The organism is Microbacterium azadirachtae (genome assembly GCF_025583665.1).
GTDB classification, from domain to species: Bacteria; Actinomycetota; Actinomycetes; order Actinomycetales; family Microbacteriaceae; genus Microbacterium; species Microbacterium azadirachtae.
The window spans coordinates 477,604-503,345 of record NZ_CP099706.1 but is presented as its reverse complement, the minus strand read 5'-3'; the positions used below and the strand labels follow the sequence as shown (position 1 = coordinate 503,345).

General features: G+C 71.3%; 28 protein-coding genes and 3 tRNA genes. 12 read left to right on the top strand and 19 right to left on the bottom strand.

Features of this window, described 5'->3' with window-relative positions; translation table 11 throughout:
* Positions 1 to 6: 6 nt before the first annotated feature.
* From cls to NFX31_RS02325, 3 genes are all read right to left on the bottom strand, one after another.
* Complete coding sequence (gene cls, locus NFX31_RS02335) at positions 7 to 1,467, bottom strand: cardiolipin synthase (protein WP_045251494.1); 1,461 nt, start codon at positions 1,465 to 1,467, stop codon at positions 7 to 9.
* Positions 1,468 to 1,603: 136 nt separating this feature from the next.
* A complete protein-coding gene (locus NFX31_RS02330; protein WP_169748240.1) occupies positions 1,604 to 1,780 on the bottom strand; it encodes a hypothetical protein in 177 nt (58 codons plus the stop codon).
* A 93-nt stretch (positions 1,781 to 1,873) separates the two neighbouring features.
* Positions 1,874 to 2,230, bottom strand: a complete 357-nt coding sequence (locus NFX31_RS02325; protein WP_045251493.1) for a winged helix-turn-helix transcriptional regulator — start codon at positions 2,228 to 2,230, stop codon at positions 1,874 to 1,876.
* A 94-nt stretch (positions 2,231 to 2,324) separates the two neighbouring features.
* Between NFX31_RS02325 and NFX31_RS02320 the strand changes: the two genes are divergently transcribed.
* Together NFX31_RS02320 and NFX31_RS02315 are read left to right on the top strand one after the other, a co-directional pair.
* A complete protein-coding gene (locus tag NFX31_RS02320; RefSeq protein WP_262956668.1) occupies positions 2,325 to 3,179 on the top strand; it encodes an SDR family oxidoreductase in 855 nt (284 codons plus the stop codon).
* 162 nt (positions 3,180 to 3,341) lie between these two features.
* Complete coding sequence (locus NFX31_RS02315) at positions 3,342 to 4,493, top strand: DUF4192 domain-containing protein (RefSeq protein ID WP_262956666.1); 1,152 nt, start codon at positions 3,342 to 3,344, stop codon at positions 4,491 to 4,493.
* Between the two features lie 20 nt (positions 4,494 to 4,513).
* On the opposite strand, the gene lysS is transcribed toward NFX31_RS02315, so the two are convergent.
* From lysS to hpt, 11 genes are all read right to left on the bottom strand, one after another.
* Positions 4,514 to 6,052: a lysine--tRNA ligase gene (gene lysS / locus NFX31_RS02310; protein WP_045251490.1), complete on the bottom strand. Its 1,539-nt coding sequence runs from the start codon at positions 6,050 to 6,052 to the stop codon at positions 4,514 to 4,516.
* 99 nt (positions 6,053 to 6,151) lie between these two features.
* The gene (locus tag NFX31_RS02305; RefSeq protein ID WP_045251489.1) at positions 6,152 to 6,859 is read right to left on the bottom strand and encodes a DUF2520 domain-containing protein; all 708 of its coding nucleotides are present in this window, start codon (positions 6,857 to 6,859) and stop codon (positions 6,152 to 6,154) included.
* Positions 6,856 to 8,640, bottom strand: coding sequence for a PH domain-containing protein (locus NFX31_RS02300; protein WP_262957234.1), 1,785 nt, complete (start codon positions 8,638 to 8,640; stop codon positions 6,856 to 6,858). Before NFX31_RS02300 ends, NFX31_RS02305 begins: the two co-directional genes overlap by 4 nt.
* Positions 8,641 to 8,642: 2 nt before the next feature.
* Positions 8,643 to 9,341: a PH domain-containing protein gene (locus NFX31_RS02295; RefSeq protein WP_262956664.1), complete on the bottom strand. Its 699-nt coding sequence runs from the start codon at positions 9,339 to 9,341 to the stop codon at positions 8,643 to 8,645.
* Positions 9,304 to 9,816, bottom strand: a complete 513-nt coding sequence (locus tag NFX31_RS02290; RefSeq protein WP_045251488.1) for a DUF3180 domain-containing protein — start codon at positions 9,814 to 9,816, stop codon at positions 9,304 to 9,306. The genes NFX31_RS02295 and NFX31_RS02290 overlap by 38 nt, the downstream gene beginning before the upstream one ends.
* The gene (gene folK / locus NFX31_RS02285; RefSeq protein WP_262956662.1) at positions 9,813 to 10,370 is read right to left on the bottom strand and encodes a 2-amino-4-hydroxy-6-hydroxymethyldihydropteridine diphosphokinase; all 558 of its coding nucleotides are present in this window, start codon (positions 10,368 to 10,370) and stop codon (positions 9,813 to 9,815) included. Before folK ends, NFX31_RS02290 begins: the two co-directional genes overlap by 4 nt.
* Positions 10,367 to 10,768, bottom strand: coding sequence for a dihydroneopterin aldolase (gene folB / locus NFX31_RS02280; RefSeq protein WP_045248819.1), 402 nt, complete (start codon positions 10,766 to 10,768; stop codon positions 10,367 to 10,369). The genes folK and folB overlap by 4 nt, the downstream gene beginning before the upstream one ends.
* Positions 10,769 to 11,000: 232 nt before the next feature.
* Entirely contained in the window at positions 11,001 to 11,792 is a 792-nt protein-coding gene (gene folP, locus NFX31_RS02275) for a dihydropteroate synthase (RefSeq protein WP_045248820.1), read from the bottom strand.
* Positions 11,789 to 12,382: a GTP cyclohydrolase I gene (folE, locus tag NFX31_RS02270; protein WP_045248821.1), complete on the bottom strand. Its 594-nt coding sequence runs from the start codon at positions 12,380 to 12,382 to the stop codon at positions 11,789 to 11,791. The genes folP and folE overlap by 4 nt, the downstream gene beginning before the upstream one ends.
* 3 nt (positions 12,383 to 12,385) lie before the next feature.
* On the bottom strand, positions 12,386 to 14,386 hold the full coding sequence (gene ftsH / locus NFX31_RS02265; protein ID WP_045248822.1) for an ATP-dependent zinc metalloprotease FtsH: 2,001 nt from the start codon (positions 14,384 to 14,386) through the stop codon (positions 12,386 to 12,388).
* A 113-nt stretch (positions 14,387 to 14,499) separates the two neighbouring features.
* Positions 14,500 to 15,051 (bottom strand): hypoxanthine phosphoribosyltransferase, encoded by a 552-nt coding sequence (gene hpt / locus NFX31_RS02260; RefSeq protein ID WP_045248823.1) that lies wholly within the window; start codon positions 15,049 to 15,051, stop codon positions 14,500 to 14,502.
* Positions 15,052 to 15,171: 120 nt separating this feature from the next.
* Here hpt and NFX31_RS02255 point away from each other — a divergent pair, with 120 nt between their 5' ends.
* A complete protein-coding gene (locus NFX31_RS02255) occupies positions 15,172 to 15,771 on the top strand; it encodes a DUF937 domain-containing protein (protein ID WP_262956658.1) in 600 nt (199 codons plus the stop codon).
* An 80-nt stretch (positions 15,772 to 15,851) separates the two neighbouring features.
* On the opposite strand, the gene tilS is transcribed toward NFX31_RS02255, so the two are convergent.
* Positions 15,852 to 16,841, bottom strand: a complete 990-nt coding sequence (gene tilS, locus NFX31_RS02250) for a tRNA lysidine(34) synthetase TilS (protein ID WP_262956657.1) — start codon at positions 16,839 to 16,841, stop codon at positions 15,852 to 15,854.
* Positions 16,842 to 16,964: 123 nt separating this feature from the next.
* Between tilS and ppa the strand changes: the two genes are divergently transcribed.
* Positions 16,965 to 17,456, top strand: coding sequence for an inorganic diphosphatase (ppa, locus tag NFX31_RS02245; protein ID WP_045248825.1), 492 nt, complete (start codon positions 16,965 to 16,967; stop codon positions 17,454 to 17,456).
* Between the two features lie 91 nt (positions 17,457 to 17,547).
* On the opposite strand, the gene NFX31_RS02240 is transcribed toward ppa, so the two are convergent.
* Positions 17,548 to 18,915, bottom strand: coding sequence for a M23 family metallopeptidase (locus tag NFX31_RS02240; protein WP_262956656.1), 1,368 nt, complete (start codon positions 18,913 to 18,915; stop codon positions 17,548 to 17,550).
* 256 nt (positions 18,916 to 19,171) lie between these two features.
* Here NFX31_RS02240 and NFX31_RS02235 point away from each other — a divergent pair.
* The 5 genes from NFX31_RS02235 to NFX31_RS02215 all read left to right on the top strand — a co-directional run bounded on the left by NFX31_RS02235 (position 19,172) and on the right by NFX31_RS02215 (position 21,190).
* Positions 19,172 to 19,244 (top strand) — tRNA-Glu (locus tag NFX31_RS02235).
* A gap of 27 nt (positions 19,245 to 19,271) precedes the next feature.
* Positions 19,272 to 19,345 (top strand) — tRNA-Asp (locus NFX31_RS02230).
* Positions 19,346 to 19,423: 78 nt separating this feature from the next.
* Positions 19,424 to 19,496: transfer RNA gene (locus tag NFX31_RS02225), tRNA-Phe, on the top strand.
* A gap of 143 nt (positions 19,497 to 19,639) precedes the next feature.
* Positions 19,640 to 20,485: a helix-turn-helix domain-containing protein gene (locus NFX31_RS02220; RefSeq protein WP_262956654.1), complete on the top strand. Its 846-nt coding sequence runs from the start codon at positions 19,640 to 19,642 to the stop codon at positions 20,483 to 20,485.
* A 75-nt stretch (positions 20,486 to 20,560) separates the two neighbouring features.
* Positions 20,561 to 21,190 carry a dihydrofolate reductase family protein gene (locus NFX31_RS02215; RefSeq protein WP_262956652.1) on the top strand — a complete coding sequence of 210 codons (630 nt, stop codon included), beginning with the start codon at positions 20,561 to 20,563 and terminating at the stop codon, positions 21,188 to 21,190.
* Positions 21,191 to 21,200: 10 nt separating this feature from the next.
* Here NFX31_RS02215 and NFX31_RS02210 read toward each other — a convergent pair whose 3' ends face one another.
* Positions 21,201 to 21,452 (bottom strand): hypothetical protein, encoded by a 252-nt coding sequence (locus tag NFX31_RS02210; protein WP_262956650.1) that lies wholly within the window; start codon positions 21,450 to 21,452, stop codon positions 21,201 to 21,203.
* A 160-nt stretch (positions 21,453 to 21,612) separates the two neighbouring features.
* On the opposite strand from NFX31_RS02210, the gene NFX31_RS02205 reads away from it, so the two are divergent.
* On the top strand, positions 21,613 to 22,209 hold the full coding sequence (locus tag NFX31_RS02205; RefSeq protein ID WP_262956648.1) for a putative GNAT family N-acetyltransferase: 597 nt from the start codon (positions 21,613 to 21,615) through the stop codon (positions 22,207 to 22,209).
* 51 nt (positions 22,210 to 22,260) lie between these two features.
* Here NFX31_RS02205 and NFX31_RS02200 read toward each other — a convergent pair whose 3' ends face one another.
* Positions 22,261 to 22,764, bottom strand: coding sequence for a MarR family winged helix-turn-helix transcriptional regulator (locus NFX31_RS02200; RefSeq protein ID WP_045249585.1), 504 nt, complete (start codon positions 22,762 to 22,764; stop codon positions 22,261 to 22,263).
* 39 nt (positions 22,765 to 22,803) lie between these two features.
* Between NFX31_RS02200 and NFX31_RS02195 the strand changes: the two genes are divergently transcribed.
* Positions 22,804 to 23,724: a DMT family transporter gene (locus NFX31_RS02195; protein WP_052674180.1), complete on the top strand. Its 921-nt coding sequence runs from the start codon at positions 22,804 to 22,806 to the stop codon at positions 23,722 to 23,724.
* 70 nt (positions 23,725 to 23,794) lie between these two features.
* Here NFX31_RS02195 and NFX31_RS02190 read toward each other — a convergent pair whose 3' ends face one another.
* Positions 23,795 to 24,106 carry a DUF7882 family protein gene (locus NFX31_RS02190; RefSeq protein WP_045249583.1) on the bottom strand — a complete coding sequence of 104 codons (312 nt, stop codon included), beginning with the start codon at positions 24,104 to 24,106 and terminating at the stop codon, positions 23,795 to 23,797.
* Between the two features lie 230 nt (positions 24,107 to 24,336).
* Here NFX31_RS02190 and NFX31_RS02185 point away from each other — a divergent pair, with 230 nt between their 5' ends.
* A complete protein-coding gene (locus tag NFX31_RS02185; protein ID WP_262956646.1) occupies positions 24,337 to 25,707 on the top strand; it encodes an MFS transporter in 1,371 nt (456 codons plus the stop codon).
* The last annotated feature ends 35 nt before the right edge of the window (positions 25,708 to 25,742 follow it).

Below are 25,742 nucleotides of genomic sequence, written 5' to 3'. Positions count from 1 at the left end.
TCCTGACTACTGCAGCGAGGAGGTGAGGCGGGCCAGGTTGTCGAGCACGGTCGACCGCAGCGGCTGCTGCAGCCACTCCTCGAGGGTGAGTTCGCGGCTCAGCGCCCGGTAGTGGTCCTCCACCGCGCGCACCTCCTGCACGAACTCCTCGCCGCGCACGAGCATCGAGATCTCGAGGTTGAGACCGAACGAGCGCATGTCCATGTTGCTGGATCCGATGACGGCGATGTCGTCGTCGATCGTCAGGCTCTTGGTGTGCAGGATGTAGGGCTTGCGGTACATCCAGATCCGCACGCCGGCCCGCAGCAGCGCCTCGTAGTAGCTGCGCTGCGCGTGGTAGACGACGGCCTGGTCGCCCTCCTCCGAGACGAACAGCTCGACCTGCAGACCGCGGTCGCAGGCCGTGGACACCGCGAGCAGCAGCGCCTCATCGGGCACGAAGTACGGACTCACGATCATGATTTTGCGCCGCGCGCCGTAGAGCAGGCCGAGGAACAGCCGCAGGTTGTTCTCCGCCTCGAAACCGGGGCCGGACGGCACGATCTGGCAGTCGAGGTCTCCGGATCCTCTGCCCAGGGGGATGAAGTCGACGGTCTCGGGCACGGTGTCGGTCTCGCTGTACCAGTCGGAGAGGAACACCGCGTTGACGCTGGCGACGACCGGGCCGTCGACGCGGACCATGAGGTCGACCCAGTGCAGCCCGCGCTTGATGTTCTTGGGCAGGTTGTAGGTCGAGTCGGTCACGTTCTGCGACCCGAGGAAGGCGACCTCGCTGTCGACGACGAGGAGCTTGCGGTGGTTGCGCAGGTCGGGGCGCTGGGTGCGCCCCTTCAGCGGCTGCACCGGGAGCATCAGATGCCAGTCGGCCCCCATCGCGTCGAGGCGGCGGATGGTCTGCTTGTACCGCGGCTTCCAGCGGTTCGCCCAGTGGTCCAGCAGCACGCGCACCGGCACGCCCCGCGCGGCGGTCTCCTCCATCGCACGGAAGAAGTTGTCGGTGGAGGCGTCCGACTGCAGGATGTAGAACTCCACGTGCACGTACTTCTGTGCACTGCGGATCGCGTCGGCCATCGTGTCGAGCGAGGTCTGGTAGTCGGAGATGAGGTGCGCGCCGTTGTCGCCGGACAGGGGCAGTGCGCCGAGACGCTGGTTCATCCCGATGAGCGATCCCAGCCACTCCGGGGTGCCGGGACGCGGGGTGCCGAGATGCAGATCCTTGGTGACCTCGGCGATCGTCTCGTTGATGAGCTCCTGCTTCTTGCGCCGTGCGCGCGGCAGGCGCGGATTCCCGATCAGCAGGAACAGCAGCACCCCGATGTAGGGGATGAAGTAGATGGCCAGGAGCCAGGCCGTCGCGGCGGTGGGACGACGGTTGCGGGGCACCACGATGATCGCGATCACGCGGATCGTGATGTCGACCGCGATGCCGAAGGCGACGATCCACCAGGGCCACGCATCGGGCGTCATGCACGTACTCCTGAGCCGGGGTGCGCCGCCGATCGGCGACTTCGTCCCACAGTAGCGGCTGACGCGGACAACGCCCGGAGGCGGCTCATCGCCGGACGATCGGTCGGCGGCGCTCCCGGACGCGCTCAGCGGCGCGTCAGGAGGCGCGGGGCGGAAGGCCGCGGGCGGCGCGCTCCTCGGCCTCGATGCGCGCGTGCGTCTGCCGCTCGGTGCGGTCGAAGCGCAGGATCCCCCGCAGCACGAACCAGAACACGACGCAGACGACGATCGTGGGAATCACCGACCAGGCGGCCGCCACCCAGAACTCGTCCATGCCTCGATCCTACCCGCGGGTCCGGTGCGCCGGCTGAGAGCGGCGGCCGCCGCCCTGCTCCCGGGCGCACCGGCGGTCGGATGCGGCGTGGGGCTAGACCATCTCTTCGGCGTGCTCGGCGACCCAGGCGACGAGCGGGAGCATCCTCTCCATGAGGTCGCGCCCGAGCGGGGTCAGGCTGTACTCGACGTGGGGCGGGACGGCGGGGAGCGACTCGCGGTGCACGAGGCCGTCCGAGGCGAGCGTGCGCAAGGTCGACGCGAGCATCTTCTCGCTGATGCCGTCGACCTGACGGCGCAGCTCGCCCCAGCGCAGGGTGTCGTCCGACAGCGCCGAGAGCACCAGGACGCCCCACTTGCTCATGATGTGGTCCAGGACGACGCGGGTCTGGCAGCCCTCTTCGAAAAGCCGGTCCTGAGACGACCGGATCTGCGCAAAACTAACCGTCATGTGGGTACCTTACCGGAAAGTGGGTACCTCTCTTCGGGAAGGTGACGGATCCACGAGGCGTTGCGAGGAGCGAACCCTCTAGGAAAGGAACGCCATGACCATCCTCGTCACCGGTGCCACCGGCAACCTCGGCCGCCTCATCATCGACCGCCTCCTCGCCCGCGGCGTCGAAGCGTCGAGCATCCGAGCGGGCGCGCGCGACATCGCCAAGGCGTCCGACCTCGCGGCGCAGGGCGTGCAGGTCGTCGCACTCGACTACGACGTGCCGGAGACCGTCGCGGCGGCGGCCGCGGGTGCGGATGCCGTGATGCTCGTCTCGGGCAGCGAGGTGGGCAAGCGCGCCCCGCAGCACCAGGCCGTGATCGACGCTGCGAAGAACGCGGGCGTCGCGAAGCTCGTCTACACGAGCGCCCCGAAGGCGACGACCAGCGATCTGGTGCTCGCGCCGGAGCACAAGGCCACCGAGGAGGCGATCGCGGCCTCCGGGATCCCCGCCGTCATCCTCCGCAACAACTGGTACACCGAGAACTACGCCGCGGACGTCGCGCGGGCGAAGGCGACCGGCGTCATCGCGGCCAGCGTCGGCGACGGTCGGATCGCCTCGGCCAGCCGCGTCGACTTCGCGGAGGCGGCCGCCGTGGTGCTCACGGAGGACGGCCACCTCGGCCAGGTCTACGAGCTCGGCGGCGATGTCGCCTGGACTTTCGACGAGCTCGCCGCCGCGGCAGCCGAGGTCACCGGTCGCGACGTGCGGTACACGCCGCTGAGCACCGAGGAGCACACGGCCGCGCTGGAGGGCGCGGGGCTGGACTCCGGGACGATCTGGTTCGTGACCACGCTCGACGCGGACATCCGCCGCGGCGACCTCGCCGAGACCGACGGCACGCTCGCGCGCCTGATCGGGCGCCCCACCACGACGCTCGTCGACGGGCTGCGCGCCGCCGCCTGAACGCCCGCGGGGGCCGGCGCAGCCCGGCCCCCGCGGCACCGTACGCCGCGCCACGGCCCGGGCGACTCCCGATCGGTCCGCACAATCGGATCCGGGAGGATTCTTTCCCCCGTTCCGTTCCTGACGCGGAATCGGATCCGACGGGGTGCCGATCGTGGATCCATGACAACGATCGTCCACGCCGCGGGCGCCGCCGAGCTGCTCGCCGCCATCCCCGTCCTCACCGGCTTCACGCCCCGCGATTCCGTGGTGCTGCTGCCGTTCCGCCGCTCGCGCACCGCGGGCGCGCTGCGCTTCGACCTCCCTCCGGCCGGCGACTCGGACGCCGGGGGCGTGCCGTCCCCCACCGTCGAGCAGTTCGCCGCGACCGCCCTCGGGCTCGTGCGCCGGATCCCCGAGGCGGACGGCCTCGCGATCGCCGTCTATGCCGACGGCACCGAGCAGACGGCGACCGGTGAGGGCCCGCCGGTCCCCGACCTGGTCGGTGCGCTCCTCCGCGAGGCGGTCGCCCGCGGGCTTCACGTCATCGAGGCGCTGCACGTCGGCGCGAGCGCCTGGCGCGACTACCGGGATCCGCTGGCGCCTCCGCATCCGCTCGCCGAGGTCCCCGCGCCTCCCCCTGTCCCGGGGTTCGCCGGCCCTGCGCCGGATCAGTTCAGCGGCACGGACCTCCCCGAGCCCGGACTGTTCGCCACGGAGTCGGTCGGGAGGGCGCTGATCTCGCTGGAGCGGGTGCTGGGCCCGGCCGGACCCCGGCGCACACTCCCGACCGCCGTCGACCGCGTCGATCCGCGAGCACAGGAGACGGCCGCCCTGCTCGACGATCTGCCGTCCTTCCTGGAGGAGCTGCTCGACGCGCCCGAGACGCCGTCGCCGTTCGCGGCCGCCGCGCTGATCTGGATCCTGAACCGTCCCGCTCTGCGCGACGTCGCCCTCGTGCAGTGGGCGAGCAGCATCGAGCACGGCGACCGGGCGCTGGCGGCGCAGCTGTGCCACACGGCCACCGGCCGCGAGGTTCCCGTCGACGTCGGAGGGATCCTGATCGGGCACGGACCGCGCCCCGACCTCGACCGGCTGGGGGTGGCGCTGACCCTGCTGCGCCGTACGGTCGCGCTCGCGCCGCGGCAGGCCCGGGGCGGCCCGCTCGCGGCGGTCGCGTGGCTGTCGTGGGCGACCGGTCGCTCGACCCACGCCGTCCGATACCTGGATCAGGCACAGGAGGTCGAGCCGGGGCTTACGTTCGCGCAGCTGCTGCGCGCCGTCATCGACGCCGGCGTGCTGCCCGACTGGGCGTTCCGCACCGCCGCATCATGAGAGCGCGACGGCGCAGCGCGTCACTTCACGAGCGGGAAGAGGATGGTCTCGCGGATGCCGAGGCCGGTCACGGCCATGAGCAGGCGGTCGATGCCCATCCCCATGCCGCCGGTCGGCGGCATGCCGTGCTCGAGGGCACGCAGGAACTCCTCGTCGACCCGCATGGCCTCGAGGTCGCCGCCCGCGGCGAGCTTGGCCTGCTCGATGAAGCGCTCACGCTGGATGACCGGGTCGACGAGCTCCGAGTAGCCGGTGGCGAGCTCGAAGCCGCGCACGTAGAGATCCCACTTCTCCACCACGCCCGGGATCGAGCGGTGATCGCGCACGAGCGGCGAGGTGTCGACCGGGAAGTCCATGACGAAGGTCGGCCGCTCCAGGCCGCCCTTGACGAAGTGCTCCCACAGCTCCTCGATGAGCTTGCCGTGGGTGGCATGCGGCGGGACCTCGACGCCGTTCGCCTCCGCGAAAGCGATGAGCTCGGCCACCGGGTCGGACGGCGTGAACGTGCGCCCCGCGGCCTCGGACAGCGAGCCGTACATGGAGATCCGGTCCCACTGGCCGCCCAGGTCGTACTCGGTGCCGTCGGCCCAGGTGACGAGCGTGGAGCCGGCGACGGCGATCGCGGCGTTCTGGATCAGCTCCTGCGTGAGATCGGCGATCCCGTTGTAGTCGGAGTAGGCCTGGTAGGCCTCGAGCATCGCGAACTCGGGGCTGTGCGTGGAGTCGGCGCCCTCGTTGCGGAAGTTGCGGTTGATCTCGTAGACGCGCTCGATCCCGCCGACGACGGCGCGCTTGAGGTAGAGCTCCGGCGCGATGCGCAGGTACAGCTCCGTGTCGAAGGCGTTCGAGTGCGTGATGAACGGGCGTGCCGAGGCACCGCCGTGCTGCACCTGCAGCATCGGGGTCTCCACCTCGAGGAAGCCGTGGCTCGTGAAGGTCTGGCGCAGGCTCGCGTTCACCGCGGCGCGGGCGCGCACGGTGCTCCGCGCCTGGTCGCGCAGGATCAGGTCGAGGAAGCGGCTGCGCACGCGGCCCTCCTCGCTGAGCTCGCCGTAGGCGTTGGGCAGCGGGAGGATCGCCTTGGAGGCGATCGCCCAGTCGTCGGCCATGATCGACAGCTCGCCGCGCCGGCTGGAGATGACCTCGCCGTGCACGAACACGTGGTCGCCCAGGTCGACGAGCTCCTTCCAGCGTGCGAGGGACTCCTCCCCCACGTTGGCGAGCGAGATCATCGCCTGGATCCGGGATCCGTCGCCGGCCTGCAGCGAGGCGAAGCAGAGCTTGCCGGTGTTCCGGCTGAAGACCACGCGTCCGGCGACGCCGACGGTGACGCCCGTCTCGGCGCCCGGCTCGAGCTCGCCGTACTCGGCGCGCAGCTGCGGGATCGTGTGCGTCACCGGCACGGCCACCGGGAACGCGCCGCCGGCGGCGTCGGCGCGATCGGCGATCAGGCGCTCGCGCTTGGCCAGTCGCACCGCCCGCTGCTCGAAGGTGTCCTCCGCGGTGGGACCCTCCGCGGGGTCGCTGCTGTCGGGGGTCGGCGCCGGCGCGTCAGTCATGGGTGGGGCTCCTCGGAAGTCGCCGACAAGTCTACCGGCGCGCGCCTGCGCTCCCGCTGCGCCGAGACCGCGCCGGGAGCCCCGCACCCGACAGCCCGGTCAGCCCAGGTCCGGAGGGGAGAGCGGATCCGGCGAGGACGCCTCGCGCAGCGCACGATCGAACGTTGACGAGACGAGCGCCGACAGGTAGCCACCGGGGTTCTCCACCCCGATGCCGCGCAAGATCCCGGTCGCCTGCCCGACGATCGATCGCGCGAACTCCGACGCGGTCGCGATCGCCTCCGCGTAGGCCGGGCGATCCGCCTCCTCGATCACCACGGGCTCGCACCCGAGCTCCACGGCGAGCGCCTGTGCGATCGGCAGCACCATCGCGGGCGCCGTCACCGCCGCGTACGACGCCTGCAGCTGCCGGAGGTCGAGCGTGGTGCCGGTGAAGGAGATCGCCGGATGCACCGCGAGGGGGATCGCCCCGCTCCGCACCGCCGGCTCCAGCACATCGGTGCCGTACGCGGGATCGGTGTGCAGCACGAGCTGCCCCGGCTGCCAGGCGCCCAGCTCGGCGAGCCCCGACACGAGCCCGGGGAGCTGGTCGTGCGGCACCGCGATCACCACGAGCTGCGCGGCGCGGACGAGCTCGGGCGGCTCCATCACCGCGACCCCGGGCAGCACGGCGGCCGTGCGGTCGGGGTCCGAGCCCGCCGTCACCCCGACGAGCGCATGCCCGGCACCGGCGAGCGCCGCACCGATCACCGGTCCCACATGTCCGGCGCCGACGATGCCGACGCTGAGCCGTCCCGCCCGGGTCACGAGGCGCGCTCCCCGGTTCCGCCGAGGCCGTTCGGAAGGCCGTGGCCCGCGGCGTCCGTGGTCACGTCCGGGACGGGGCCGCCCGGAGCGGGGACCGCCTCGCGCCCCTCCGCCCAGCGGTGCGCGCGATCGGCGGCGGCCGCCCGGGCCGCAGCTGCCGGCAGCGTGTTCAGCATGCCGAGCAGAACCTCGGCGTCCAGCCCGGAGACGCCGCCGCGCACCGGACCGATCGCGGAGTGCGCCTGCGCCTTGGCCACGCCCTGGACACGATCGATCGGGCCCTGATGAAGCGAGAAGCCCTGGATCCGCGCGAGGGGGAACACGGCCAGCTGCCGCCAGATGCGCCCGCGCCGCAGCAGCAGGGCGAAGTCCGTCAGCGCAGCGCCCTGGCGCCGCCAGGACAGCGGCCGGCGCCACCAGGCTCGGGGCGGGATCGTGGCGTACGGGTCGTCGGCCACCGGGCCGAGCACGCCCTGCTCCCAGATCAGGGGCAGCACGTCGGCAGGGACATCCGGCAGGATGAGGCCCAGCACCCGCTCCACATCGGCACGGACACCGACCGGCAGCACGATGTTGAACTGCTGCGCCTGGCTGGACTGCTGCTGTGACGCGGTCTTGCCGCTCATCCGGTTGATCCGCACCGACCACCAGCCGAAGGGGCGCCACAGCAGCGGCTGCATCACCTCGACCGCGAAGATGCGTCCGGGCGGGATCGTCTCGGTCACGGTCGTGAACAGGCCGAACGTGATCCGCACCCCGTCCGGCGTCGGCGCGATCGAATAGCGCAGCGCCCGCGCGATCCGGCTCCAGGTGACGGCGATCGACGCGAGCAGCAGCGGGATCCCCATCGCCAGCGCGATCCCGCCGGCGATCGCGCCCGCGGCCGGACCCGCATCGGCGATGACCCCGGGCAGGATCCCGATCATCGCGGCGACGAAGATCGCCCCGAACACCGCGAGCCAGACGAGGCCCGACAGCACGTGCGAGCCGACAAGGCGGCCCGCGGGGATCCGCAGCACGTGCTCGGGCGCGATGTCGTCGAGGTCGACCCCGGCGATGAGCCCGGTGACACCCGCGTCCATCGAGGCCGCGAGCTGGGCGCGCATGGTGCGCGCCGCCGCCGGATCGGCCGCGCCCCTGGTCGCCTCCCGCGCGTGCCGTGCCCCCGAGGCCAGGCGGAGGATGTCGCTGCGCACCGACTCGGCCTTGGCGGTGGAGAGGTACTCCAGCGGGACGTTGGCGTCGTTTCCTGCGCCGTCGACCTCGAGCTTCGCCAGCCCGATGAGACGCGCGGGGAACGGACGGGTCAGGTTCACGCCCTGCACCCGGTCGAGCGGAGCTCGGCGGTGAGCGCGGAAGATCACGCCCTTGCGCACCTCGACGTGGGCGTCGGTGATGCGGAACTGGTGGAAGCGCCACGACAGCCAGAACAGCGCCACGAGCAGCACGGCGAGTCCGAGGACGCCGAGCAGCACCACGATCACGAGGTTGTTGTCGACCACCCAGTCGACGGGGTCTCCCCCGAAGCTCGGCACGTGTGCCGGCGTGACCACCGAGATGAACCACTCCAGGATCCGCTCGCGCAGGTTCGCGATCAGGTAGCCGAGCACGATGACGAGCACCAGCCCGCCCTTCATGAGCGGCGTGAGCGGGTGCATCCGGTGCCATTCGCCGTCCGCGAGCGTCGTCGCCGTCGCGGGCGACCACGACCCGGGCGCGGTCTGCGGAACGGGCGCCGCGGCACCGGGTCCGTGCGCGCCGTGCGGCTGCTCCTCCGGCATGCTCACAGACCCGTCCGGCGCATCTCTGCGACGTCGATCAGGGTGTCGCGCAGGGCCTCGGCCGCGTCCTCCGTCATGCCCGGGATCTCGACGCCGGTGGTCGCGGCGGCGGTGACGAGCTTGAGCTTCGCGATCCCGAACGCACGGTCGACCGGCCCGCGGGTGATGTCGACGAGCTGCATCCGGCCGTAGGGCACGGCGATCATGCGCTGCCACAGGATCCCGCGCCGGAAGACGATGTCGTCAGCGCGCAGCATGTAGCCGATCGCGCGCGCCTGGCGCGGCAGGATCACCAGTTCGATGAGGATCGCGACCGCGATCACGCCGGCGGCGGCCCACGCCCACGGCCACGGCTGCGCCAGGAGCGTCGTCGCCGCGTAGGCGCCGACCGCGATGACGACGAGCAGGATCACGCGCAGCAGCACCTCGGCGACCACGTACTTCGGGGAGATCTGGTGCCATGCCCCGTCCAGCGCCAGTGCGCCGCGCCCCGTCGGGGTGCGCAGTGCGGGATAGGTGTCCTCGTCGAGGACCGGGGCGCCGGCCGGCGCGGTGTGCGCCGACGGCGCAGTGTGCGCGGCCCCTGCGGCGTCCGCAGACGGCGCGGGGTGTGCGGACGGCGGCAGGAAAGCCGGTCCGGCGTTCTCCGTCTTCGGCGTCGCCTCAGTGCCCGGTGTCTGCGGCGGCTCGGGAATCGTCATCGTCGTCCTCCAGGCGCGGCCCGTTCTGGCCGTCGGGGTCGGGGGGCCCGTCTCCGGGCAGCAGGCAGAAGCTTTCGGCGATCACCGCCGCGATGGTCAGCACCAGCGCGGCGACGGCGGTCGCGATGATCGAGCCTATCGGCGGCGTGATCGGCCGCGAGAGCAGGTACGCGCCGAGCCCCGCGCCGAAGCCGGTGATCACGGCGCCGACCAGGCTCGAGGCGCGCGCCAGCATGGCGATCCGCACCGCGCGGAACGGATCGACCCGACGGCTCGTGGCGGAGCGGGTGCTGCGACGGATCGGCCAGGCGAGCGCGAGCACCGCGACCGCGAGCAGGACGAGGAAGATCGGCAGCACGATCGACGGTGTGAAGGTCGGCCGTCCCGCGGTGGTCAGCGCGTGGTCGATGAGGAAGCCCGCCGCCGCGCCGGCGAGCGCCAGCACGAGCAGCAGCACGGGGGAGATCCGCCTCATGAGCCGTCCTCGAGGGCGGCGAGCAGGTCGGCGACCCGACCCCGCCCCGGCAGCTCGGCATCCGGATCCACGTCGAGCCACGGCTCCAGCACGAAGGAGCGCTCGAACGCGCGCGGATGCGGCAGCAGCAGGTGCTCGTCGTCGCTGCGCGCATCGCCGTAGGTGATCAGGTCGAGGTCGAGGGTGCGGTCGCCCCAGCGCTCTGCGCGGACGCGCCCGTGCTCCTCCTCGATCGCATGCAGCATGCCGAGCAGCACTTGCGGCGCGAGGCGGGTGGTGACGATCGCGACCGCGTTGGCGAACGCCGGCGCGTCGGGATCGGGCCCGTCCGGCCGCAGGGCGACGGTGGTGAAGGTCCGGGAGACGCGCACGTCGTCGACGAGCGGCAGCCGGCGGATCGCGCGCACGGCCTCGTCGATGGTGCCGGCCGTGTCGCCGAGGTTCGAGCCGAGCGCCACGACGGCCTCGACCGGCTCCTCCTCGGGGCGCGGGTCGAGCGCCGGCAGCCGACGACCGCGGGGCACGGGCGGGAGGGGACGGCTCGGGGGCGTCATGCTGCTCCTGTCAGGGGGCGCTGCTCATGACCGTGCTGCACGCGCTGCACGGTGACCGACACGTCGCCGAAGGTGAGCGGGATGGGCGCCTGCGGCTTGTGCACGGTGACCTCGACGATCTTGACCCGCGCGTCCTCGAGCACGGCGTCGGCGATCCGCACCGCCAGGGTCTCGAGGAGATTCACCGGCTCTCCGGCGACGATCGCGGCGACGCGCTCGGCGAGCTCGCCGTAGTGCACCGTGTCGGCGACGTCATCGCTCGCCGCGGCGGCGCGCAGCGCGAGGTGCAGGCGCAGATCCACGACGAAGTCCTGACCGTCCTCACGCTCGTGGTCGTACACGCCGTGCCGGCCGAACACGGTCAGGCCCGTGAGCGTGATGCCGTCGAGGAATTCCATGCCCCCAGCCTACGGCGGGCCGCCTCATCGCGGCTGTCCACGACGGCGGCCTTTGTGCAGGGACCACCCGGCGTTCTGCAGGGTCGCCGCCCTCAAGGAACGCTGCACCGCCTCGTCCGCCGCGGAATTCCGGCCGCCCCGTGTCGACAGCACGCCGCGCTCCCTGCAGAACGCCCAGCCTCCCTGCACAACGGCCCGGCTCGCGACGCGCCCGCGACCGCGCGCGGGTGCGTCAGCCGTCCCAGGCGCCCAGCACAGCGAGCGCGTCGCGGGTGGCGGCGACGTCGTGCACGCGCACCGCCCACGCGCCCGCGCGGGCGGCGAGCACGCTCGTCACCGCGGTCGCCAGGTCACGGCGGCGCTCGTCGGCGTCCTCTCCCAGCGCCTCGGCGAGGAACCGCTTGCGCGAGGTGCCCACGAGCACGCGGGGCCCCAGCGCCACCACGTCGGAGAGCTCGCGCAGCAGGTCCCAGTTCTGCCCGGCGGTCTTCGCGAAGCCGACGCCGGGATCGACGATGACGCGCGAGGGCGCGATGCCGGCGGCAGCCGCCGCGGCGACGCGCTCGCGCAGCTCGCCGGCCACCTCCCGGCCGACGCGCGCGTACTCGGCGCGTGCGTACATGTCGGCGGAGGGCCCGCGCCAGTGGCCGAGCGCGATGTCGGCGCCGGTGCCGGCGACAGCCGCCAGCATGTCCGGGTCGGCGAGGCCGCCCGACACGTCGTTGACGATCCTGGCGCCCGCCTCGACGGCGGCGACCGCGGTCGAGGCGTTCAGGGTGTCGACGCTCACGGGGATCCCCTCTGCGGCGAGACGCTCGATCACCGGGAGCACCCGGCGCTGCTCCTCGGCGACGGGCACGCGCTCGGCGCCGGGCCGGGTGGACTCTCCGCCGATGTCGAGCACGTCCGCGCCCTGGGCGCGCAGCAGCAGCCCGTGCGCGACGGCGCCGTCCGGATCGGCGTGGCGCCCGCCGTCGCTGAACGAGTCCGGCGTCGCGTTGACGATCCCCCAGATCGCGGTCATGCGCCGGTCCCCGCGCCGATCAGCGCGATGAGCTCCGCCCGGGCGACAGGATCCGTGTACACGCCGCGGGCCGCGATGGTCAGCGTCGAGGCCTCGGTCTGGCGCCCCCCTCGCATCGTGACGCAGCCGTGCACGGCGTCCATCACCACGAGCACGCCCTGCGCATCGAGGTGCGCGGCGATCGCGTCGGCGACCTGCTCGCCGAGCCGCTCCTGCACCTGCGGGCGGGAGGCGAGGATCTCGACGACCTTCACCAGCGCCCCGAGGCCCACGACCTGCTCCCCGGGCAGGTACGCGATGTGCGCGTGCCCGGCGAACGGCAGCAGATGGTGCTCGCACACCGAACGGAACCGGATCCCGCGCAGCAGCACCGCCCCCGAGGGAAGGGTGTCCGGCGCGGGCCCGTGCGAGACGCTGATGGTGTGCGCGAGCGGCGCCGCCGGATCCTCTCCGACGCCCGCGAAGAACTCGGCGTAGAGGTCGGCCATGCGCGCCGGGGTCTGCTTCAGCCCCGGGCGCTCCGGATCCTCGCCGATCGCGAGCAGCAGCTCGCGGGTGAGCGCGGCGACGCGCTCCCGGTCGACGGTCATGACTCAGGCCGTCGCGGGACGCGGCTTCCCGCCCGCAGCGGGCTTGCGCCCTGCCGCGGTGGACGGAGCGGCCTCGTTCGCGGCGGCGCCGGTCTCGACGCCGCGCTGCGGCATCTCGATCGGGGGCAGCAGCGACACCGGGCGGTCCTCGCTGGACAGCCACTGCGGACGCTCCGGGAGCTTGCGCACATCGGTGAAGATGTCGGCGATCTGGTTGTGGTCCAGCGTCTCTTTCTCGAGCAGCTCGCGCGCGAGCCGGTCGAGGATGTCGCGGTTGGCGCTGAGCACCTCGTACGCCTCGTTGTGTGCCTGCTCGATGAGCGCGCGCACCTGGGTGTCGACCCGCTCCGCGATGGTCTCGGAGTACTCGCGTCCGCGGCCCATGTCGCGGCCGGCGAACGGCTCGCCGCCCTCGGAGCCGAGCTTGACCGGACCGAGATCGGTCGTCATGCCGTACTCGAGCACCATCTTGCGGGCGATCGACGTGGCCTTCTCGATGTCGTTGGAGGCGCCGGTGGTCGGGTCGTGGAACACGAGCTCCTCGGCCACGCGTCCGCCCATCGCGTAGGTGAGCTGATCCTGCAGCTCGTTGCGGGTCACCGAGTACTTGTCGTCCAGCGGCAGCACCATCGTGTAGCCGAGGGCCTTGCCGCGCGGCAGGATCGTGATCTTGGTGACCGGGTCGGTGTAGTTCATCGCCGCCGCGGCGAGCGCGTGCCCGCCCTCGTGATACGCGGTGATGAGCTTCTCCTTGTCCTTCATCACGCGGGTGCGGCGCTGCGGGCCGGCGATCACGCGGTCGATGGCCTCGTCGAGCGCGCGGTTGTCGATGAGCTGCGCGTTGGAGCGCGCGGTCAGCAGGGCGGCCTCGTTCAGCACGTTCGCCAGGTCGGCACCGGTGAAGCCGGGCGTCTTGCGGGCGACGACCTCGAGGTCGACGCCGTTCGCGAGCGGCTTGCCCTTCGCGTGCACCTCGAGGATGTGCTGGCGACCCTTGAGGTCGGGCGCGTCCACGCCGATCTGGCGGTCGAAGCGCCCGGGGCGCAGGAGGGCGGGGTCGAGGATGTCGGGCCGGTTGGTCGCCGCGATCACGATGACGTTCGCGTTCGGGTCGAAGCCGTCCATCTCGACGAGCATCTGGTTGAGCGTCTGCTCGCGCTCGTCGTTGCCGCCGCCCAGGCCCGCGCCGCGGTGCCGGCCGACGGCGTCGATCTCGTCGATGAAGATGATCGCCGGGGCGTTCTCCTTCGCCTGCGTGAACAGGTCGCGCACGCGCGAAGCGCCGACGCCGACGAACATCTCGACGAAATCGGATCCGGAGATCGAGTAGAAGGGGGCGCCCGCCTCACCGGCGACGGCGCGGGCGAGCAGGGTCTTTCCGGTTCCGGGAGGGCCGTACAGCAGCACGCCCTTGGGGATGCGCGCGCCGATCGCCTGGAACTTGCCCGGATCCTGCAGGAACTCCTTGATCTCGTGGAGCTCCTCGATCGCCTCGTCGGCGCCCGCGACGTCGGCGAACGTGACCGTCGGGTTCTCCTTGTTCACGAGCTTCGCCCGCGACTTGCCGAACTGCATGATCTTGCTGTTGCCGCCCTGCGCGCTCGACAGCAGCCACCAGAACAGCAGGCCGAGGAGCACCATCGGGATGAGGATCGAGAGGAAGCCGTCGAACCAGCTCGCCTTCGGCACCGAGTCGTTGTAGCCGTCCTTGGGGGCGGCATCGTCGATCGCCTTCACGACGTCGGCGGCACGCGCCTGGACGTAGTAGAACTGCACGGATTCCGTGCCCTTGTAGGGCTTGGACAGGGTCATGTCCACGCGCTGGTCGCCGTCGGTGTTGACCACCTTGGTGACGGTGCCGCCCTTGAGCAGGTCGAGGCCCTCCTGGGTCGACACCTGCGAAGAGGATCCGAGGCTCGTGATCAGCATGAAACCGCCGACGAGCAGCACTCCGATCAGCACCACATACGTGTACCAGCTGCGCGTGATCTTCTTGACATCCATGATCCGTTCAGCGTAGCGCGCGCGTGCTTGGCCCCTCCTGGGGATTCGCCCACGGCGTACCGGGAGCCGGCTGCCCGCGAGGCGCGGGACGCCGGGACCGGATCCGCGCCGCCTCAGGCGTAGACGTGCGGGGCCAGCACGGCCACGTCGCGCAGGTTGCGGTAGCGCTCGGCGTAGTCGAGGCCGTAGCCGACGACGAACTCCGGCGGGATGTCGAAGCCGACGTACTTGCAGTCGATCTCGACCTTGGCGGCCTCGGGCTTGCGCAGCAGCGCGAGCACCTCGATCGACTCGGCGCCGCGGGAGGCGAAGTTCTCCAGGAGCCAGCTGAGCGTGAGGCCGGAGTCGATCACGTCCTCGACGATGAGCACGTGCTTGCCGTGCAGGTCGGTGTCGAGGTCCTTGCGGATCTGGACGACGCCGCTCGACTTCGTCGACGCGCCGTAGCTCGACACGGCCATCCAGTCCATCGGCACCGAGAACGGCAGCGCGCGGGCGAAGTCGGCCATCACCATGACCGCACCCTTCAGCACCCCGACCAGGAGCAGGTCCTTCCCGGCGTAGTCGGTCGCGACGCGCGCGGCCAGCTCGTCGAGCTTGGCGATGATCTCCTCCTCGGTGACGAGGATGTCGGTCAGGTCGTCGGGGATGTCCGCAGCGCGCATGGATCGATTTTACGGGACCGGATGCGTTCCCCCGCGGGCACCCCCTGAGCGCTACTGTGAGCGGTGAGGCGGGGTGGCGCTTGGGGGAACCGAGCCTCCGCCGTGGACGGAAGGAGTCCCATGGACATCGACGAGATCCTCAAGCAGGTGCCGATCGGCGACATCGCCCAGAAGCTCGGCGTCAGCGAGGACGTCGCGCGTCAGGCGGCGCAGGAGGGCGGTGCCGCGCTACTCGGAGGCCTCGCCAAGAACGCCGAGACGCCCGAGGGCTCCGCGGCGATCGAGGCCGCTCTCGCCAAGCACGACGGCTTCTCCGGCGCGGCGTCGCTCGACGACGTCGACGAGGCCGACGGTCAGAAGATCGTGTCGCACGTGTTCGGCGGCAACGCCGATCAGGTCGCGCAGACGCTGACCAACGACCAGAAGACCGCCGGCATCGACTTCGGCAAGCTGCTGCCGATCCTCGCGCCGATCGTGATGGGGCTCATCGCCAACGGCCAGAAGGGCGCCTCCAACGGAGGCGGCGGCGGTCTGGGCGACATCCTCGGCGGGCTGCTCGGCGGCGGCCAGCAGCAGCAGGGTCAGGCCTCGGGCGGCGGCGGGCTCGGCGACATCCTCGGCGGCCTCGGCGGGCTGCTCGGCGGCGGCGGCAACTCCGGCTCGGGCGGCGGCATCGACATCGGCGGCCTGATCGGCGGCCTCCTGGGCGGCAAGAAGTAGAACCCGCGCAGACGTTCCCGGAACGCGGTGTCCCTCGGGCACCGCGTTCCGTGCGTCCAGGGGCTCCCTCCGCTGGGGCTCTAGCGTGCGGCGAAGACGATGCGGCCGCCGACGCGCGCGGCCGTGCAGCCCGGGAGGTCGATGGGTCCCTGCCCCGACCAGTCCGTGACGAGCCGGGCCACCTCGACGGTCTGGCCGCGGCTCAGGCCGACCCCGAACTCGCTCTGCACCACGAGGCGGATGATGCGGTTCCGCAGCGCCGCCGGGTTCGCCGCCAGGGCCGCCGCGCTCACCGAGATGCCCGCCTCGGCGTGCTCGACGATGTCCTCGATCGTCTCGTGGATCATCTCGTCGAACGCCTCCGCGTCCTCACGCAGCTGCTCGGCGGTGCGGGCGAGGGCCTCGGCGATCCCCGGTCCGAGCTCCGCCTCGAGCACCGGCAGCACGCGTTCGCGCACCCGCACGCGCAGGTAGCGGTGGTCGGTGTTGTGCGGATCGTCCCAGGGCGTCAGCCGCTCGGCCGCGCACGCCTCCCGCGTCGTCTCGCGACGCACCGCGAGCAGGGGCCGGATCCATGTCATCCCGTCGTCGTCGATCCGTGCCGGCGCCATGCCCTGCAGGCTGCCCGCGCCGGATCCGCGGGCGAGCCCCAGCAGCACGGTCTCTGCCTGGTCGTCGAGCGTGTGCCCGAGCAGCACCGGTGCGCCCTCGGCCAGGGCGATCTCGCGAAGCGCTCCGTACCTCGCCGCGCGCGCATCCGCTTCGGGCCCCTCCCCCGTCGGCGTCACCTCGACGCGCTGCACGCGAGCGGCGATGCCCAGCGACGTCGCGACGACGGCGGCGTCCGCGGCGACGCGGTCGGATCCCTCCTGGAGACCGTGGTCGACGGTCACGCTGTGCACGGCGATGCCTGCGGATCGCGCCTCGAACGCGGTCGCCGCGGCCAGCGCCAGCGAGTCGGCGCCCCCGGAGAGCGCGACCACCACCGCGGCCGGCTGTTCGGGCAGCGCGGCCAGCGCGGTGCGCACGGCGCGACGGATCGAGGCGGTGGCGGGGGAGAGCGACGGCACGTCCCCCACGGTACCGGGCGCGCTGCTCCCCGCTCGGTGCGGGGCGGATCCGCGACACGCGGGGAGTTCTGCGCAAGTAGGCTTGTCCGCGGCATCCAACCGTCTTTTCTGAGGAGCACACGCATGGGCGCACACGACGCCGTCATCGAGATCCCGCGCGGCAGCCGCGTGAAGTACGAGGTCGACCACGAGACCGGACGAGTCCACCTCGACCGCGTGCTCTACACGACCTTCGGGTACCCGGCCGACTACGGCTACTTCGACAACACCCTCGGCGAGGACGGCGACCCGCTGGACGTGCTCGTCCTGCTCGACCAGGCGATCTTCCCCGGCGTGGTCGTGAACGTGCGCCCCGTCGCCGTGCTGAAGATGAGCGACGAGGCCGGCGGCGACGACAAGCTCGTGGCCGTGCTGAGCAAGGACCCGCGCTGGTCGCACATCCAGGACGTCGACGACCTGGCCGAGTACACGAAGAAGGAGATCGCGCACTTCTTCGAGCACTACAAGGACCTCGAGCCCAACAAGTGGGTCAAGGTCGACGCGTGGGGCGACGCCGCAGAGGCGCAGCGGATCCTCGACGAGGCCATCGAGCGCTTCAAGAACGACGGCCACTGAGTCCGTCCGGCTGCGATCGCGCGGCCGACGACGCAGAAGACCCCCGGTCCGCTTCGGCGGCCGGGGGTCTTCTGCGTGAGGGATCCGGGGATCAGCCCATGTAGACGCCCTGGTTCTGCATGAAGTCGATGGGGTTGATCGTGCTGCCCCACTGGTAGACCTCGAAGTGCAGGTGGCAGCCGAAGGATCCGCCGGTGTTGCCGGCGAAGGCGATCACGTCGCCGGCGTTGACCCATTGCCCCGACCAGACGTTGAAGCCGCCGTCGAGGATGTGGCCGTAGCCGGTGGCGAGGCCCGAGCCGTCGCTGTTGTCGATCTTGATGTAGTTGCCGTAGCCGCCGTTCCAGCCGGCGTAGACGACCGTGCCGGAGTGCGCAGCGTAGATCGGGGATCCGCAGCTGCCGTCGGCGAGGTCGACGCCCGCGTGGAAGCTGGACGAGCAGCCCCACGAGGAGCAGTCGGGAACGCGCCAGCCGTAGCCGGAGGACTGGTAGCCGCCGAACGGACGCACCCACGCGCCGCCGCTCGAGCCGCCTCCGCCGCCCCCGCCACCGCCGCCGTTGTTCTTGGCGGCGTCGATCGCGGCCTGGCGCTCCGCGGCGAGCTGGGCCTGGCGTGCGGCCTCGGCGGCAGCACGGGCAGCCTCGCCCGCCTGATAGCCGGCGACGGTCTTGGCGGTGGTGTCCTGGAGTGCGGCGAGCTGCGCCTGCAGCTGACCGAGGTTGGCCTGCTGGTCGGCGAGGGCCTTGGCGGCCGCGTCGGCCGCCGCCTGCGCCTTCTGCATCTTGTCTTCGGCGATCTTCGCGAGACGGTCGCGCTCGGTCTTCGCCGCGGTGGCCTGATCCGTCAGCGCTTGCGCGGTGTTCTTCGCGGTGAGCGCCTTGTCGTAGATCGCCTGGGTGCCGGAGAGCACGCGGTCCATCTGGCCGAGGCGGTGCAGCAGCTCGTCCTTGTTGGCCGTGGACTTCGAGAAGAAGAGCTGCAGCGCTGTGGTGTCGCCGCCGTCGCGCGAGAGCTGCGCGGCGATCTGCCCCGCCTTTGCCGCCGCGTCGTCGGCGGCCTTCTTCTGCGTCTCGGCCTGCGACTGCAGATCGGCGAGTCGGCGCGCCTGCGCGTCGACGGCCTGCTGTGCGGCGAAGTATTCGTTGCCCGCTGCCTCGGCCGCAGCCTTGGTGTCGGCGACGTTCTGAGTGAGGCCCGCGATGAGGCCCTGGATCCGGGAGACCTCGCTCGCGGTGGCCGCCTCGTTGGCCTTGGCCGCCTGCACGTCGTCCCAGCTGGGGTAGTCGTCGGCATAGGCGGCCGGCGCCCCGAGGAAGAGACCCAGGATCAGCGCACCGACCGTGGCGATGCTGAGGGCGACGCCGCTGCGGCGCGCGCGGCCGCCGGCGACGGCGCGCGGAACGCCGGACGTCCGTGCCGGGTCGCGACGGACGTCTCTGATGTTCGGATTGTTCACGCGGCTCCCTTTCGCCGGTTTCACTCATGTCACATTAGCAACATCAGTCCCGTGCGCAACCATCGGATCCGGGTCGGGATCGGGAATTCTTCGGATCTTCGGGTGCTGGTCATGTTCAAGGGGACGGAACGGGACCACCCTCCATACTGCTCCTGGACACGCCCGGGATCCAGCCCAACTCGCCCTCGATTGGCGTTTTGCCTCAAGAACCCCTTATGCTTGAGCGTCGGCAAGGGAACCCCCGAGGTTCGCCTCCGGCCCCATCGTTTAGCGGCCTAGGACGCCGCCCTTTCACGGCGGTAGCACGGGTTCGAATCCCGTTGGGGTCACTCTTTCCGATACAATTTCATAGTTCTGGCCCTGTAGCGCAGTTGGTTAGCGTGCCGCCCTGTCACGGCGGAGGTCGCGGGTTCAAGTCCCGTCAGGGTCGCTCCAAGCGACGGGCCTTTCTTCGGAAAGGCCTTTCGTCTAGGACGCAGGTCAGAAGCTTCCACCTTCCGACTTGTGCGGCTCTGTAGCTCAGTTGGTAGAGCGTTCGACTGAAAATCGAAAGGTCACCGGATCGATGCCGGTCGGAGCCACACGGGTGATCGTTACAATCACCCCAGGAACCCTCGCGTAGCTTCTACATCGCGGGGGTTTCGTCTTTTCCTGGGTGAGGTGCGGTCTCTGAGACGCCGCCTGGGGCTGTCCCCCGCCGGCGTTCGCGCTCCAGACTGGCAGCGTGCGCTATGTGGGCAGGAAGCCGGCTCCTCCGCTGGATCGCTACGCCGACGACGTCTACTGCCTCTTCGGCGACCCGGGGCATCGACGCCGGTTGCTCGTGCCTCCGATGCCGTCCGCGCACCTCATGATCAACCTCGGCGATCCGGTCGTGCTCCATGATCCGTCGGGCGAGCGGCCGCCCGAGTCGCTGGTGGACGCGTGGTTCCTCGGGATCTGGACCCGCCGGTACGTGATCGAGTACGGGCGCCACGTGAACGTGGTGGGCGTGCATCTCAAGCCGTGGGGCCTGGCGCCTTTCGTGGACGCGCCGATGGGCGAGCTGCGGGACCGCTGTGTGCCCGCCGACGCGCTCTGGGGGTCGGGGATCCGAGGGCTCCGCGATCGGCTGGCCGACTCAGCCACCCCCTCCGACCGACTCGCCGTGATCGAAGCCGAGCTCCTGTCGCGCCTCGCCGACGCCAGTCCGGACGAGCGGGATCCGGCGCAGCACGCCGCGCGACGGCTCGAGTCGTCCTGGGGATCCGGAACCGTCGCGGCGCTGACGAGCGAGACCGGGCTCAGCAGCAACCGCCTCGCCTCCCGGTTCACCTCGGTCGTCGGCGTCACCCCGAAGCGGCTGGCGCGCATCTACCGGTTCGCGCGCGTGGTGCTGTCGGTCGACGCGGCGAGCCCGCCGGCCTGGGCCGACCTCGCGCAGACCGTCGGCTACTTCGATCAGCCGCACCTGATCAACGAGTTCCGCGACTTCACCGGCCGCACGCCGACCGACTACCTGGCCCTGCGGCGCCGCTTCCCACCGGAGCCGTCGTTCCCGCCCGACATGGGGCCGATGCCCGCCGAGTGATTTTTTCCAAGCCGGCACTCCTGAGGCTCGGCGAGGATCGTCGCACCAGCGTTCAGCAACCGAAGGGATCCCCTCATGGGCACGGTGATCATGCACAGCGTCACGAGCCTCGACGGCTACATCGCCGACGATCACGACGCGGTCGGGCCACTCCACGACTGGTACTTCAACGGGACAACCCCGATCCTCCCCGAGCCGGACGCCGCGGACGGCGACTTCGACCACTCGCGATCCGGAAGCGGCTTCCGGGTGTCCCCGGCATCGGCCGAGTATGTACGCGGGTTCTGGCAGTCGATCGGCTGCATCGTGATGGGGCGGCACCTGTTCGACCTGGTCGACGGCTGGGAGGGGCGCCCGCCGGCGGGCGAGCACGTGGTCGTCGTCTCCCACCGGCCCAAGCCGGAGGGCTGGCATCCCGAGGCGTCGTACCACTTCGTCGACAACGTCGCCGAAGCCATCGCCGTGGCCCAGGATCTGGCGGGCGACCGCATCGTCGCCGTGAACGCGGGCCGGGTGGGCGGCCAGATCTTCGCGGCCGGGCTCGTCGATCAGGTCGCCATGGACGTCGTGCCTGCCGTCTTCGGATCCGGAAGGCCCTACTTCGGCGACCTCGACGGCCCCCACCTGCTGGAGGGCCCGACGGTCGTCGTGCAGGGCGAGGGTGTGCTGCACACCCTCTACACGGTGCCGTCGAGCCGCCCCTGAGCGCCCGCGCTTACTGGTCGCGACGAGTGTACTTCCCGAGACGATCGTGCACCGAGTGAGGCGGGGGTGCACTGCGGTCCGCGTGCTCCGCGTCGGTGTAGGCGCCCTTGTCCTCTCGGTCGGGCCCGGCATGCTCGGTCCGCGTGTACCGGCCGCGCAGCGAGCGGCGCGTCACGGGCTTTCCGTCGACGTCCGTGTAGCGCCCCTCGGTCTGCTCGTTCGAGGCGCCCGTGCCGTCTCCCTGGAGAGCGTCGCCGTCCATGGTTCCTCCTCATCTCCTCCCTCATCGGCACGCTACGTCCGGCGCGAGCGCACCGTCACCCCCCTTGACAACGGCTCGGGTCCGCCGGGGCACCACACCGGTGGACTGCCCTCCGAACATCGCGCTGGATCCCGCCCGGCCCCGGTCGCAGAATGAGACGATGGGCGCCCCTCTCCATGAGACCTCCGACGGACTGACCGTCCGGTCGCTCGACGAGGACACGTGGGACGCGTTCGCCGCCCTGGTCGAAGCCCACGGCGGCGTCTGGGGCGGCTGCTGGTGCATGGCGTTCCACGTGGACGTCAACCACCCCTCGCGCACCGCGGAACGGAACCGCGCCGAGAAGCGGAAACGGGTCACTACCGGAACCACCCACGCGGCACTGGTGTTCGAGGGCGACGCCTGCGTGGGATGGTGTCAGTTCGGCAGCCCGACCGAGGTGCCGCGGATCAAGAGCAGCCGTGCGTATGGGAAAGGCCTCACAGCGCTCCCCGCGTGGCGGATCACCTGCTTCTTCACGGGCAAGGGCCACCGCAAGCGGGGCGTCGCGTCCGCCGCGCTCGGGGGCGCGCTGACGGCGATCGCGGACCTCGGCGGCGGCATCGTGGAGGGCTACCCCGAGGAGACCGACGACCGCCGCGTCTCCGGATCCTTCCTGCACACGGGGACGATGCCGACCTTCGAGAAGTGGGGCTTCCAGCGCATCCGCCCGCTCTCTCCGCATCGCTGGGTCGTGGCGCGGACCGTTCGCGCTTGACCGCACGGACGATCGGCGGATCCGACGCGCGACGAGATCAGCCCGGGCCCGTCAGGCAGATCCCTCGAAGTGCGCGAGCCAGCCGGCCAGCGTCGCCTCGAGCGCTGGGCGTTCCTCGGCGGGCACCATCGACAGGAGCCGCTGCTCGTTCGCCACGTGGTCGGCGAACGCCGCGTCGATCAGCTCCCTCCCCTGCCCGGTGAGCGCGACGACCCGGCCGCGCCCGTCGCCCGATCCGACCCGGCGGCTGATGAGGCCTGCACCCTCGAGACGATCGAGCCGCTTGGACATGCCGCCGCTCGTCACCATGGTCGACGCGGCGAGGTCGCTCGGGCTGGCCTCGAACGGCTCTCCCGTGCGGCGCAGCGCCGCCAGCACGTCGAAGTCGCCCTCCGACAGCCCGTGCGCGCGGTACACGGTCACGAGCTCCTCGGTCAGCGCGAGCGCCAGACGATGCAGCCGCCCGATGGTGCCGATCGGCGTCACGTCGAGGTCGGGGCGCTCGCGGCGCCACGCCTGCTGGATCCGCGCCACCTGGTCATCGATCTCGGTCACCCCTTCACTATATCTTCCTTGGAAGCTATAGTGTCTTCCATGGAAGCTAATTGGAGATGGCTCGGGGTCGCGATGATCGCGCCGATCGCCTGGGGCAGCACCTACTTCGTCACGCGCGAGTGGCTGCCCGACTCCCCGATCTGGGGCGCGGCCATCCGCGCGCTGCCCGCGGGACTGCTGCTCCTCGCACTCGTGCGGCGCCTGCCGCGCGGCTCCTGGTGGTGGAAATCCGCCGTGCTGGGCACCCTCAACGTCGGCGCCTTCTTCGTGCTCGTCTACGCGGCGGCGCAGCTGCTGCCCACGAGCATCGCCTCCACGATCATGGCGACCTCCTCGGTCGCGATCGCCCTCGCTGCGTGGGCGATCCTGCGCGAGCGCCCCGGCGTCCTGCGCCTGCTCGGCGCGACGGTCGGCATCACCGGCGTCGCGCTCATGCTCCTCGGCACCACCACCGCGGCGGATCCCCGCGGCGTGATCGCCTCGATCGCAGCGATGGCCATGTCGTCGATCGGATTCATCCTCGCCAAGCGCTGGAACGGCGAGGTGGGGATCCTCCCCTCGACGGCCTGGCAGCTCGTCTTCGGCGGCCTCGCGCTCCTTCCGATCGCGGTCGCCGTCGAGGGCCCTCCACCCCGTCTCGACGCGGTGACCCTCGCGGCCTACGGCTATCTCGCGCTGGTCGCGACGGCACTCGCCAACGTCGCGTGGTTCGCCGCACTGAAGCACCTGCCCTCCGGCACCGTGGGGCTGATCGGGCTGCTCAACCCCGTGACGGGCGTGCTCCTCGGCGTGCTCGTGGCCGGCGAGGTGCTGGAGGCCCGACAGCTCACCGGACTGGCCCTTGTGCTCATCGGGATCGCCGCCCCGCTCGCCGCCGGGATCCTCGTCGGCCGCCGGAGACGCGCGCGCACTGCTTCCTCCGCCGACCCGCTCCCCGCGGAGCACGCCACGAGCGCCTGATCCGGATCCGGAAAGGACCACGGGAACGAGACCACCCCGCCTCTCCGGGAGGCGGGGTGGTCGTCGCGGATCAGGCGAGAGCGAGGGTCGCCTCTTCCGAAATCAGGATCCCGCCGGACGTGTTCGCCGAATTGGCGATCGCCTGGATGCGCGCCGGGTCCAGCTCGGGCGGATTCGGGTCGTCGAACTCGAACCGGAGCTGGATCGACGGGTGCAGCCAGATCGTGGAGCGACCCAGCGGCTGATCGCCGTCGTGCCGCCAGGACAGGGTGAAGCTCTCGTTGCGCCGGAGCTTCGTCGCGATCACGACCTTGAGGTGGGCGAGGGCGTAGTCCTCGATCTCGATGGCGTGCTCGGAGCTTCCGTAATAGAGAGTGCTCATTCTTCGACGCTACGCGCCGCCCCGGGCTGCCGCCGGGATCGCGGGCTTCTCACACGCGACGCCCAGCGCCCTTCACACGCGATGCTCAGCCTGCAGGACATCATCGGGCGGATCCGGTCGCGGTGTGCGATTCTGCACATCGTGTTCGCCGCAAATGGCCATTGTCGCATCGTCGCGTTGCCCGCAGGCTGGGGAGTCGACAGCCGAACTGGACGTGCAAAGGAGCACTGATGGCATACGAGACAGCATCCCCCTCGGGTCTGCGACGGGTCGTGGCCGCATCGATGGCGGGCACGGTCGTCGAATGGTACGAGTTCTTCCTCTACGCCTCCGCGTCGACGCTCGTGCTCGGCACGGTGTTCTTCCCGCCGTCGGACGACCCGTTCAGCGGCATCATCGCCGCCTTCGTCACCTACGCGATCGGGTTCGTGGCGCGGCCGCTGGGCGGCATCGTGTTCGGCCACCTCGGCGACCGGTACGGACGCAAGCGCCTCCTGCAGGCGAGCATCCTCATCATCGGGGCGGCGACGTTCCTGATCGGCTGCCTGCCGACGTTCGCGCAGATCGGCTATGCGGCACCCGCGCTGCTGGTGCTGCTCCGCTTCGCGCAGGGCTTCGCGATCGGCGGCGAGTGGGGCGGCGCGGTGCTGCTCGTCGCCGAGCACAGCCCCCGGGAGCGACGCGGCTTCTGGGCCAGCTGGCCGCAGGCCGCCGTACCGGTCGGCAACCTGCTCGCGACACTGGTGCTGTTCGTGCTGTCGTCCACCCTCACGCATGACGCGTTCCTCGGATGGGGCTGGCGCATCGCGTTCTGGCTGTCGGCCGTGATCGTGCTGATCGGCTGGTACATCCGCACCAAGGTGACCGAGGCGCCGATCTTCCTGGAGATGAAGGAGCAGCAGGAGCAGGAGGCGGCGAAGAGCTTCGGACCCCTCGAGGTCGTGCGCCGCTACCCCCGCGGCGTGCTCGTGGCGATGGGCCTCCGCGTCGCGGAGAACATCCTCTACTACGTCGTCGTGACCTTCTCGATCGTCTACCTCACGCAGACCGTGAAGGAGGCGACCTCGGCGACGCTGCTCATCCTCGCCGGCGCCCACGTCGTGCACTTCCTCGTGATCCCGCTGTGGGGACGACTGTCGGATCGCTGGGGCCGCAAGCCCGTCTACGCGACCGGCGCCCTGCTCGGCGCCGTCTGGGGCTTCTTCGCCTTCCCGATGATGAGCACCGGCAGCCCGATCGTCATCTGGGCGGCCATCGCACTCGGCCTCGTCTTCCACGCCGCCATGTACGCCGGCCAGCCGGCGCTGATGGCCGAGATGTTCCCGACCCGGATGCGCTACTCGGGAGTCAGCCTCGGCTACCAGGTCACATCGATCTTCGCGGGCTCGCTCGCCCCCATCATCGCGACCAGCCTGCTCGCGCAGTACCACTCGAGCGCTCCGGTCGCGGTCTACGTGGCGATCGCCTGCGCGATCACGCTCGTCGCCGTCGCCGCAGCGCGCGAGACGAAAGGCGCCGACCTGCGCGCGCTCGACGCGGACGATCGGAACCGGCCCGGTCAGGAGACAGGATCCGCGGATCCCGTCACCACGCGACGCTGACACGCACGGACGCGAACGGCGGCGCCTCTGCGGAG